The sequence below is a fragment of the Streptomyces sp. NRRL B-24085 genome, from assembly GCF_001282115.1.
Lineage (GTDB): Bacteria > Actinomycetota > Actinomycetes > Streptomycetales > Streptomycetaceae > Streptomyces.
On sequence record NZ_LJBR01000216.1, the window covers coordinates 1 to 10375 of the forward strand.

General features: G+C 72.1%; 10 protein-coding genes. 5 read left to right on the forward strand and 5 right to left on the reverse strand.

The genetic code is table 11. The features are described 5' to 3' along the window. Positions 1–358 precede the first annotated feature (358 nt). Positions 359–1501 (forward strand): hypothetical protein, encoded by a 1143-nt coding sequence (locus tag AOJ26_RS23180; protein ID WP_053850271.1) that lies wholly within the window; start codon positions 359–361, stop codon positions 1499–1501. Positions 1502–2034: 533 nt separating this feature from the next. Here the strand turns inward: AOJ26_RS23180 and AOJ26_RS23185 are convergent. Continuing rightward, a complete protein-coding gene (locus tag AOJ26_RS23185) occupies positions 2035–2289 on the reverse strand; it encodes a chorismate mutase (protein WP_053850272.1) in 255 nt (84 codons plus the stop codon). Positions 2290–2606: 317 nt separating this feature from the next. Here AOJ26_RS23185 and guaA point away from each other — a divergent pair, with 317 nt between their 5' ends. After that, positions 2607–4184 (forward strand): glutamine-hydrolyzing GMP synthase, encoded by a 1578-nt coding sequence (guaA, locus tag AOJ26_RS23190; RefSeq protein ID WP_007384156.1) that lies wholly within the window; start codon positions 2607–2609, stop codon positions 4182–4184. A 3-nt stretch (positions 4185–4187) separates the two neighbouring features. Here the strand turns inward: guaA and AOJ26_RS23195 are convergent, their stop codons facing one another. Next, entirely contained in the window at positions 4188–4655 is a 468-nt protein-coding gene (locus AOJ26_RS23195; RefSeq protein ID WP_053850278.1) for a pyridoxamine 5'-phosphate oxidase family protein, read from the reverse strand. Between the two features lie 140 nt (positions 4656–4795). Between AOJ26_RS23195 and AOJ26_RS23200 the strand changes: the two genes are divergently transcribed. Further along, positions 4796–5602, forward strand: coding sequence for a class II aldolase/adducin family protein (locus AOJ26_RS23200; protein WP_053850273.1), 807 nt, complete (start codon positions 4796–4798; stop codon positions 5600–5602). 14 nt (positions 5603–5616) lie between these two features. Here the strand turns inward: AOJ26_RS23200 and AOJ26_RS23205 are convergent, their stop codons facing one another. Continuing rightward, complete coding sequence (locus AOJ26_RS23205) at positions 5617–6516, reverse strand: DUF4429 domain-containing protein (RefSeq protein ID WP_053850274.1); 900 nt, start codon at positions 6514–6516, stop codon at positions 5617–5619. Positions 6517–6725: 209 nt separating this feature from the next. Here AOJ26_RS23205 and AOJ26_RS23210 point away from each other — a divergent pair, with 209 nt between their 5' ends. Continuing rightward, positions 6726–8015: a hypothetical protein gene (locus tag AOJ26_RS23210; RefSeq protein ID WP_053850275.1), complete on the forward strand. Its 1290-nt coding sequence runs from the start codon at positions 6726–6728 to the stop codon at positions 8013–8015. Between the two features lie 143 nt (positions 8016–8158). Then, positions 8159–8689 carry a DoxX family protein gene (locus AOJ26_RS23215; RefSeq protein ID WP_053850276.1) on the forward strand — a complete coding sequence of 177 codons (531 nt, stop codon included), beginning with the start codon at positions 8159–8161 and terminating at the stop codon, positions 8687–8689. A 115-nt stretch (positions 8690–8804) separates the two neighbouring features. On the opposite strand, the gene AOJ26_RS23220 is transcribed toward AOJ26_RS23215, so the two are convergent. Both AOJ26_RS23220 and AOJ26_RS23225 read right to left on the reverse strand, forming a co-directional pair. Further along, positions 8805–9074, reverse strand: coding sequence for a hypothetical protein (locus tag AOJ26_RS23220; protein ID WP_053850277.1), 270 nt, complete (start codon positions 9072–9074; stop codon positions 8805–8807). Continuing rightward, the coding region (locus AOJ26_RS23225) for a PspC domain-containing protein (protein ID WP_053850279.1) at positions 9061–10375 on the reverse strand (1315 nt) is incomplete at its 5' end. The genes AOJ26_RS23225 and AOJ26_RS23220, both read right to left, overlap by 14 nt.

Genomic DNA, 10375 nt, shown 5'->3' on the forward strand with positions numbered 1-10375 from the left:
GTCTCCGGGGCCGCGGTGGTGCTCTCGGGGGCCGTCGGGGTGCTCTCGCCGGCCGGCGTGCTCTCGGCCGCGGTCGGCGTGGGGGACTCGTCCGCGAAGGCGCTGGGCGCGGCGAACAGAGCCAGCGGCGCTATCGCGGCGGTCGCGGCCGCGGCGGCCAGTGCACGACGAAGCTTCATGAAGACCTCGGAAGTCAGGTGTGCCGCACTCGCGCGGCACGCGTCTAGGAGAGGCCTCCGCGTGTGGGGCGCGGGTGGGGCCCGTGATTCGTGAGGTTTGATCCACGACAGGTGTGAATGGTTGTGCGGGCATTCACAGAAAACTTATGTGGGCTGAGTCACACCTCCAGGTGGGCCTTGTGAACGGGCTTTCCCAGGCCCTAGAACTGACCGACGTGTCAGAAGACCCCAAGATCCCCGACGACGTCTGGGAACAGTTCACCCGTGACACCGAGCGGGACATCCGAGACTCAGCCCCCAAGGAGCCCTCCGCGCGGGCCCGCGAGGTGACGGAGCGGCTGCGGCGCCAGGAGGCGCGCGGCGAACTCCCGGAGGGGTGGCGCACCGGCCCCGCCTGGCAGGAGAGGAAGAGCCGCCGGGGCCTGTGGGGCGTGCTCGGCATCGCCGTCGCGGTCGCGGTGGCCGTCGTGGCGGTGAAGCCCTCGCTGGTGCCGGGCGACCCCTTCGGCCGGAAGACCTCCTCCGAGGCCGCGGCCGCCCCGCTGCCCCAGGAGACGGCGGCGCCGACCGCCGCTCCCTCCGCCGAGGCCGCCGCGATCCCCACCCTGGACGACCCGTTCGCCGGATCGCCCGCCAAGCGCTGGGCCGACGGTGCCGCCGGGATCGCCGTACCGGAGGCGAAGGCCGTCGGCGGCCGGTCCGCGGCGGACGTCGAACGGGTCCTGGAGCTCACCAGGAAGCTCCTCGTCGAGTCCAACCTCGACCCGGCGACCCTGCGCGGCGAACGGCCGAAGGCGGCGCTCGACCTGCTGGACCCGTTGCAGAAGGACGTGCGCGGACTCCTGGAGACCGGCCTGCGCAAGCCCGACGACAAGCACGACCCGCTGTGGATGTTCAGCCGCTTCGACCCCGGGGAGGTGCGGCTGGTCGGCGACGTCGTGAAGACCCGCGGCCGCATGACCTTCAAGGCGGGCGACCACGCCTCCGTGGCCGTGCACGCCGACTACACCTTCGTCTACCCGGTCGTGCAGACCAACGGCTCCACCGAGGTCACCCGCACCATCATCCGCCGGATCCTCGACGTGGAGATCCCCGACCCGGCGAAGTACCAGGTCACCCCGGGCAAGCTCACCGTCGTGAACTGGGACCAGGACATCAACAACTCGGCCTGCGACGTCTACGACGGCTATCTGCACCCGTCGTTCAGCTCGTCCGGAACCACCGGGCCGGACCCCACCGGGCCGACCACCGACCCGTACGACCGCAGCAAGCCCCTCGACCCCGGCCGTGCCGAGGGCTGCGGAACGGTCTCCCGCGTCTGAACCCCGCACCGGGCATGCGAAGGGCCCCGCGGGACGGAGCCGCGGGGCCCTTCTTCCGTCAGCACCGACGTCAGGGCAGCGCCGGTGCCTGGGAGCGGCGCCGGGGGGGTTGCGCCGCTTGCTCTCCGTGACCGTGCCACCAGGGCGCAGGGCTGGTCCGGACCTCTGGCAGTGCGGTGACAGGACGAATGCTGTTGTCTGCGGAGGGACTTGGGGGCTTTCCAGGCATCGTGCTGGATGGGCGCGGCCTCCGCAACCGTTTGACCCAGCCTTGTGCCGGTATTCGCCCCGCCGGCCGGCCCCGGGCGTCCCCGGAGCCGGCCGTTCTCTTGGGTGACCGGGCTGCTGTCCCCTGCCGTCCGGTCACTTCCTGGAGCGAGGTCCCACGGCGCACGGCGTGATCCGTACGCCTCATCGCTCCAGCGAGCCACGCGTGGTTCTGTCGGGCCCGCCCCTGGCTGGCACGGACACCACCACCAACGAGGCGGGCGGCCCGGCGGTCACGCGCCGTACGGGTGAGGCGGGGCCCGAACTCAGATGCGACCGCGGCACAGTTCGAGCAGCGTCATGGCGAGGGAGGTGCCGGGCCGGCCGAGCGCCTCGCGGTAGCGGCCGAGGACCTCCATCTCGCGGGCGAGGTGGACCCGGCGGCCGCCGGAGGCGATGCGGGTCTGCTGGACGACGGACGAGACGGCCGTCCGTTCCTGGATCAGCCCGATGATCCGGTCGTCGAGCGCGTCGATGCGCTCACGGGCGTCCGCGATGATCGCTTCGGGTGTGGTGGTCACGTGGGGCTCCTTGGTGGGGTGGGGTGCCCCGGAGCGGCAAGGTCCGGAAAACACCAGGCGCCCCGGACCTTGTCGGCCCGGGGCGCCTGGGGAAGTCGCTTGTCAGTGGCTCAAGCGGCACGACCATGGCAGCCGGCGGGCCGGGTGCCATAGGTGAAGCGGAAGGTCGTCTGCGTGAGCATGGCAGCAGTATGCCGGGCCCGGTGGGAGCGTCCAACCCGGTTCGCATCCTGAGACGGGGGCTGGGCCCCGAGGCGGCCCCGTGACTCCCGGTAGACTCGGTACCACACACCTCGCTCACCGCCGGAAGGCAACCCGTGTCATCAGCGAACCCCGCCGCCGCCCCCGACACCGTCCTGGTCGTCGACTTCGGTGCGCAGTACGCCCAGCTCATCGCCCGTCGCGTCCGCGAGGCCCGGGTCTACAGCGAGATCGTGCCGAGCACCATGCCGGTCGCGGAGATGCTCGCCAAGAACCCGGCGGCGATCATCCTCTCCGGCGGCCCCTCGTCGGTGTACGCGGAGGGCGCCCCGCGCCTGGACCGCGAGCTGTTCGAGTCCGGCGTCCCGGTCTTCGGCATGTGCTACGGCTTCCAGCTCATGGCCACCACCCTCGGCGGCACCGTCGACAACACCGGCGCCCGCGAGTACGGCCGTACGCCCCTGCATGTCTCGAAGTCCGGCTCGACCCTGTTCGAGGGAACCCCGGACGAGCAGTCGGTGTGGATGTCCCACGGCGACGCCTGCTCCGCCGCCCCCGAGGGCTTCACCGTGACCGCGTCCACGGACGTCGTCCCGGTCGCCGCGTTCGAGAACGACGAGAAGAAGCTCTACGGCGTCCAGTACCACCCCGAGGTCATGCACTCCACGCACGGCCAGCAGGTCCTGGAGCACTTCCTGTACCGGGGCGCCGGCCTGAAGCCGGACTGGACCACCGGCAACGTGATCGAGGAGCAGGTCGCCGAGATCCGCTCGCGCGTGGGTGACAAGCGCGCGATCTGCGGGCTCTCCGGCGGCGTTGACTCCGCGGTGGCCGCGGCCCTCGTCGCGCGCGCCATCGGCGACCAGCTGACCTGCGTGTACGTCGACCACGGCCTGATGCGCAAGGGCGAGACCGAGCAGGTCGAGAAGGACTTCGTGGCCGCGACCGGCGTCAAGCTGGTCGTCGTCGACGCGGAGGAGCGCTTCCTGACCGCGCTCAAGGGGGTCTCCGACCCCGAGGAGAAGCGGAAGATCATCGGCCGGGAGTTCATCCGGGTCTTCGAGCAGGCGCAGGCCGAGATCATCGCGGACGAGGGCCCGGCGGTGGAGTTCCTCGTCCAGGGCACGCTCTACCCGGACGTGGTCGAGTCCGGCGGCGGCACCGGCACCGCCAACATCAAGTCCCACCACAACGTCGGCGGCCTCCCCGAGGACCTCGAGTTCCAGCTGATCGAGCCGCTGCGCAAGCTGTTCAAGGACGAGGTCCGCATGGTCGGCCAGGAGCTCGGGCTCCCGGACGAGATCGTCCAGCGCCAGCCGTTCCCCGGTCCCGGCCTCGGCATCCGGATCGTCGGCGAGGTCACCAAGGAGCGCCTGGACCTGCTGCGCGACGCCGACGCCATCGCCCGCGAGGAGCTCACGGCGGCCGGTCTCGACCGCGACATCTGGCAGTGCCCGGTGGTCCTGCTCGCGGACGTCCGCTCCGTCGGCGTCCAGGGCGACGGCCGCACCTACGGCCACCCGATCGTCCTGCGCCCGGTGTCCAGCGAGGACGCCATGACGGCCGACTGGTCGCGACTGCCGTACGACGTCCTCGCGAAGATCTCGACGCGGATCACCAACGAGGTGGCCGACGTCAACCGGGTGGTGCTCGACGTGACGTCGAAGCCGCCGGGCACGATCGAGTGGGAGTAGGCCCTAGGCGCGCCTGAGGGTGCGCAGGGGCTCGCCGGGCTTCCAGATCTGGAGGACCAGGTACTTCTCGTCCTCGACGGAGGTCCGCACGACCTCCGTCAGCTCGGTGCGGAAGAGGTGGAACGGCTCCGGCGGTTCCACCTCTGTCACATACGCCCCCTTGATGCCGGGGTCCTCGACCTCGACGGCCCGTCCGGTGATCCGGACGTCGCCGCCGCCCAGGGACTGCCCCTCCCCGGGGTTCGCCTGGAGCGCGAACCGCGGGTCCCGCCGCAGGTCGAGCGCTTTGAGCGAGCCCGGCATCATGCCGAGCCAGAGTTCGCCGCGCAGGAAGCGGACCTCCAGGCCGGTGGTGCGGGGGGAGCCGTCCTTGCGGAGCGTGGCGAGGACATGGTGGGTGAACGCACCGAAGCGGGTCTCGACGGTCTTTGCCAGATCGGGTTCCGCGGAGCTGAAAGCTGCCCAGTTCATGCCGGCCAGTCTTCCGCCGATACCCGACATCTGCTGTCCGGTATCCGCTGTGTGCACCATCTTTACGAACCAGCCCTGTTCTCCCGCGCTGACCGACGGTAACTTCCGCCCCGTAAAGCAACCCAGTGCTGGAGGAGCACATGCACGGGACGCCCCTCGGGCCCACTCCGCCGATGCCGGTGCCCACCGAGAAGCTGCACTTCGCGATGCCGCCGATGCACGACTCCGTCGAGGAGGAACGCCGGCACCGCAAGGAGCGGCTCGCCGGCGCGCTGCGGATCTTCGGCCGGCTCGGCTTCGAGGACGGGGTGTCCGGGCACATAACCGCCCGCGACCCGGAGTTCACCGACTGCTTCTGGGTCAACCCCTTCGGCATGCCGTTCCCGCACGTCACCGTCAGCGACCTCGTGCTCGCCAACTCCGACGGCCAGGTGCTCGACGGCCGCTACCACGTCAACCAGGCGGCCTTCACCGTCCACTCCCAGGTGCACGCCGCCCGCCCCGACGTCGTCGCCGTCGCCCACTGCCACTCCGTGCACGGGCGGGCCCTGTCCGCCCTCGGTGAGCTCCTCGACCCGATCACCCAGGAGAGCTGCGCCTTCTACGAGGACCACGCCCTCTACGAGGCCTACACCGGGGTCGCCGTCGACGCCGAGGAGGGCCGCCGGATCGCCGCCGCGCTCGGGTCCCGGAAGGCGCTGGTGCTGCGCAACCACGGACTGCTGACCGTCGGGGACTCGGTGGACGCGGCGGCCTGGTGGTTCCTGTCGATGGAACGCTCCAGCCAGGTGCAACTGCTGGCCCGCGCGGCGGGACGGCCCGTGCTCATCGACCACCGGGCGGCGGTGGCGACCCGGGAACAGCTCGGCGGGGACCTGGTGGCGTGGATCAACTACCAGCCGCTGTGGCAGGACATCACCCGCAGCGAGCCGGACCTGCTGACCTAGGAACCCGGCATGCACTAGAAGCCCCGCAGCACCGCGGCCTTCGTCATCGCGAACTCCTCGTCCGTGAGCACCCCTTCGCGGTGCAGCTCACCCAGCTCCCGCAGCCTGCGCAGCAGTACGTCGTGATGGTCGGCCGGCGCGGGAACGGCGGACGCGGCGAGCCGCGGCCGGTGGCCGCCTCCGTCGCCGTACGCGATGTCCCCGCGGGTGGACGGGTGCGGCAGCCGGGCCGTGACCGCCGTCGCGACGAGCGCCGTGAGCAGGTCGCGGCGGGTGCTGCCCCACAGGTCGAGGGCGTACGGGTCCTTCTCCGGCGGCAGTTTCGAGAAGGAGGTCCCGCGGGTCACGAACCGCATGAAGCCGTCCTCGTAACCGGAGTTGGGCAACCACTCGACCTGGACGAGGTCACCCACGTCGATGATCCGCGGGCCCGTCGCCCGCTTGACGCGGTCGGAGGTCTCGGCCCAGTCGATGCGTACCTGGGTGCCGTCGAAGGAGACCGTGCCGTCGGAGGAGCGCACCGACACCGGGACCGGCGGGCCGGGCAGCAGATAGGTCTTCGTCGGCTCCTTCGGGATCTGGTCGAGGAGCAGGGCGCGGCGGATCTCCTCGGCCACGTACTCGGCGACCCCGGCGCGGTCCACGTCCACGATCAGCCGGTACGGATCGGCCGGGTCCGGCAGGCGTCCGCCGGTCGCGTGCAGCAGCGGGTCCGCGCCCTCCCGCAGCCGCATCCGCAGCCGGCCGCGCTTGCGTTCCGGCTCGAACGCCACGCCCGCGATGGCGTCCAGGGGCACCGCGACCTCGCCGTACGTCTGCCGGAACAGCGGCACGGAGCGGTGGAGTCCCGGCGTGATGCGGACCGTTGTGCCGTCGAAGGCCCAGGTCCCGTCACGCTGGATGATCTCGGCCATACGGAAATTCTCGCAGCCGGGTCAACACGGCGGGCCCCGCTTCACCCGCGCTGACCACACCTGCCGGACGGGAGGGGTGTGCTGTAGGGCACAATTCGCTGTCGACACGGGGGAGTTGTTCGGGGTTCGGCAGCGGGTTGTGCGGTCGGTCGGCCGTGAGGTCATGTGGGGCCGAAGGGCCAGGAGTCGTGGGAAGGCGGGCGTCGGGCGTGGCGGTGCAGGAAGCGAGACAGAGCGCGGCCGGGGGTGTGCCCACCGGTGCGCACGAGGGTGGCTGCACCTGTGGGGACTGCCCGCACGGGGCGCGGGCCGGACACCGGCGGGCGGTGGCCGAGTTCCTCCTGAAGCGGGACGAGTTCGCCGCCGGCCAGGGTCTGCCCGCGGCCGTGGCGCACTCCGCGTCAGCCTCCCGGCAGTGGGTCTCGGAGGAACTGACCCAGTCCGCCGAGGCCGTCGCCGAGCGGGGCCGGGCCGAGGGCGCCGCCTGGCTCGCGCGGCTGTGGCGTCGTACCGCGTACGCCGTATGGGCCGCCGTCGTGGTGCTGCTCCTCGTCCAGGCGCTGACGGCCATCGGGGCCGGCTGGACCGCGGCGCGTACGGCGGGGCTGGTCGCGGCGCTCGTGGTCGCGGGTGCGCTGACCGCCGCGTCCTGGTTCCACCGGGCCCGCGGCGGAGTGCTCGCACCGGTCATCGGCGAGGACAACCGGCTGTCCACCTCGCGGGCCGTCGCCGTGGCGTGGGTGCTGTTCGTCGCCTACGCGGTGCTGGTGCTGGTGGGCCGGCTGGCCGCGGCCTCCGACAGCGCCGAGCGGGACGCGCTGATCTCCGGGCTCGAACTGGCCCGCGGCGCGGGGGTCGTGACCGTCCTGGCCGTGGTGTGCGCCATCGCCGTGCTGGTGCGGCGGGTGGTCGGGCTGCGGGTGCTCGGGCAGCGGCTGCAGAAGGTGCGGGCCGACCGGCCCCGCGCCTCCGACCTGCTGACCGACGACTCCGGGCGGGGCGCCTTCGCCGACATCCAGTACGTCGTGATCGGCGCGGTCGCCCTGCTGTTCGCGGCGGTGCGGCTGGCCCGGCGGCCGGACGAGTTGCCGGATCTGCCGTGGGGGCTGGCCGTGGTGGTGCTCGTGTCCGCGGCGACCTATGTGGCGGGCAAGTACGCGGAGGGCGGCCGGCCGGTGATCCTCTCCGTGGTGCGCTCGCGGGAGGCGGGTGACCTGGACGGTCCCGTCCGCACCGGGGACGACATCGAGATCCGGGGTGCCGGGTTCGTGCCGCCGGGCGCACAGCGGGCGGACCGGCTGGCCCGCATGGTGGTGCGGATCGGGCCGGTGAACGTGCACGTGCCGTTGGTGCCGGTGGCCGGCGGCTTCAGCAACCCCACCGACGAGGTCCTGACCGTGCCGGTACCGGCGGACGTGGAGCCGGGCCGGGTGGAGGTGCAGGTGGTGACGGCCGCCGGGGTGGAGACGAACCGGTACGCCATCGACGTGACGGACTGACGGTCCGACGGCCTGACGGATCGGCGGGCCGGCGCTCGTGTCGTCGGGCCGCGGAAACCCGGCAGCGCATTGAGCACGGCCGCCTCTTCGTGCGTATCGTCTGGTGAGGGGCTCGGCACCCTGGTGAGAGGTGGCTCGAAGCGATGACTCACAGTTTTCGTACGGACACGCACACCCCCTACTACGACGAAGAACGCTCCTGGCGGGACACCATCGGCCAGTACGCCCTGCTGCCGCTGCGGATCTTCCTCGGTGTCACTTTCGTCTACGCCGGCCTGGACAAGCTGACCGACAGCGCCTTCATGAAGGGCTCCGGCTCGGGCTCCATCGGCGACATGATGCGCAGCGTCCGGGACTCCGCGGCCATCCCCGCACTGGTCGACCTGTCCCTGAAGAACCCCGCCGGCTTCGGCTACGCCATCGCCTTCGGCGAGCTCGCCGTCGGCATCGGCACCCTGCTCGGCATCCTCGCCCGCCTGGCCGCACTCGGCGGCGCGCTGATCTCGCTCAGCCTGTGGCTGACCGTGAGCTGGGCCTCCGACCCGTACTACTACGGCAACGACCTCGCCTACCTGATGGCCTGGCTGCCGCTCGTCCTCGCGGGTGCCTCCGTGTTCTCCGTGGACGCCGCCCTGCGCGCCCGACGACGACGGCGGGCGGGAGGCTACCGGTAGCTCCGGCTGGCGGAGTCCCGGTCGCATAGAGGCACCGGTGGCGGGGAGCTGCCGGTGGCGGGAGAGCGGCCGTCGGTCCGGTGCCGGACTGTCCCCCCCGCCCGCGCGTCGGTGATCAGTGGGGTACGGGCGGCTGTGTCGTACGGTCGGCCTCCGGCGGTGCGCTCGTACTGCTGTCCTCGCGGCTCCGGTCACGGCGGTTGCGCACGCTCCGGGCCAGCAGGCCCACCACACCGGCGAGGCAGAGACCGCCGACGACGAGGGGGATCACCGCGAACCACGGGGTGTCCCAGGCGTCGCCCGCGTCACCGGCGTAGGTGATGCCCGCGACGGTCAGGAAGAAGCCGGCGACCAGTTTTCCCGGCCGGAACTCATGACGCAGCACGGCTCACCTCCGCCTGTCCGATGCCCACCCGCAGATCGATGTCGAGGGTGGCGGTGCTCTCGGTGCCCGGGGCCGGTTTCAGGGTGACCTCCTTGCGCTTGCCGGGTGCCACGTCCACGTCCTTCTGGTCGTCGCCCGGCAACTGGATGTCGCCCACGCCCACGTCCATGACCGCCTCCACGGTGACGTCGGGTGGCACGATCACCAGCAGCCGGCCCACCCCCACCTCCACCTGGGTCGTCACCGTACGGCCCTCGGCGAAGTCCACGTGGGACAGGTCCAAGGTGCCCACTCCGGTGCCCAGTTCGTACTGGGCGCGGATGTTCTGCGCGGCGGTCGGCGTCCAGTTCGTGCGCACCCAGTGGGTGGTGATGTCCTTCGGGAGGGCGGCCGAGGTGGCGAGCAGGCCCGCCGTGACGACCGCCAGGAAGATCGAGCCCGCTCCGGTGCGGCCCAGGAAGGAGCTGGTGGCTATGCCCAGGCCCAGGACGATCAGCGCGCAGGACAGACCGGTCTGCAGGCTGGTGCCCAGGGCATGGTCCTCCCAGGTCGCCGCGGTGCCGAGACCGCCCGCGAGCAGGGCGAGCAGAAAGACCCAGCCGCCGATCCAGCGGGGCCCGCGGGGCTTGGGCGGGCGGGTCCGGGCCGCGAGCTCCTCGCGCCGGCTCCAGGTGCCGCGGCCGATGTTGACGGCGGCGGCGATGTCACGGTCGCGGGAGTCGCTCGGCCCCCACAGATAGCCCGTGCCGCCGACGTGGGTGCCGTCCTTGACGATGGGGTCGCGCCACCAGGACGGGTAGCCCGCGGCCACCGGCGGGGCCTGCGCCTCCGGCGGGGCGTCGGCCACGGCCTGGGCGGAGAGCGGGTCGGGGTCGGGGGTGCCGCGGTGGCGGGACCAGTACCCCGCGCCCGCGAGGAGCAGGGAGAGCACCACGGCGAAGGCCAGCACGCCGGTGTTGCCCAGCATGGTGAGGAACACCCCGCATCCGACCAGGGCGAAGAGCACGCCGGTGAGGGCCTGGCCGTCCACCCGCCCGGTGAGCAGCTTGCGCACCTCGTTCTCGTCCTCGTCCTCGTACGGGACGAAGAGCCAGGCGAAGCCGTAGAAGAGGAGGCCGATGCCGCCGGTCGCCGACAGCACGGTGAGCGTGATCCGGAAGATCACCGGGTCCATGTCGCACTGCCGCCCGAGTCCGGCGCACACCCCGGCGAGCAGTTTGTGCCGCCGGTCCCGCCGGAAGCGCAGGGGGGCCAGGGGGCCGTCCTCGGCGGGAGCCGGCGGCACTGGGGGCTCGCCGGGG

Coding starts and splice junctions, on each gene's coding strand:
- AOJ26_RS23195 (WP_053850278.1), bottom strand. CDS start 4,655: ATGAACTGGGCAGCTTTCAGCTCCGCGGAACCCGATCTGGCAAAGACC.
- AOJ26_RS23200 (WP_053850273.1), top strand. CDS start 4,796: ATGCACGGGACGCCCCTCGGGCCCACTCCGCCGATGCCGGTGCCCACC.
- AOJ26_RS23205 (WP_053850274.1), bottom strand. CDS start 6,516: ATGGCCGAGATCATCCAGCGTGACGGGACCTGGGCCTTCGACGGCACA.
- AOJ26_RS23215 (WP_053850276.1), top strand. CDS start 8,159: ATGACTCACAGTTTTCGTACGGACACGCACACCCCCTACTACGACGAA.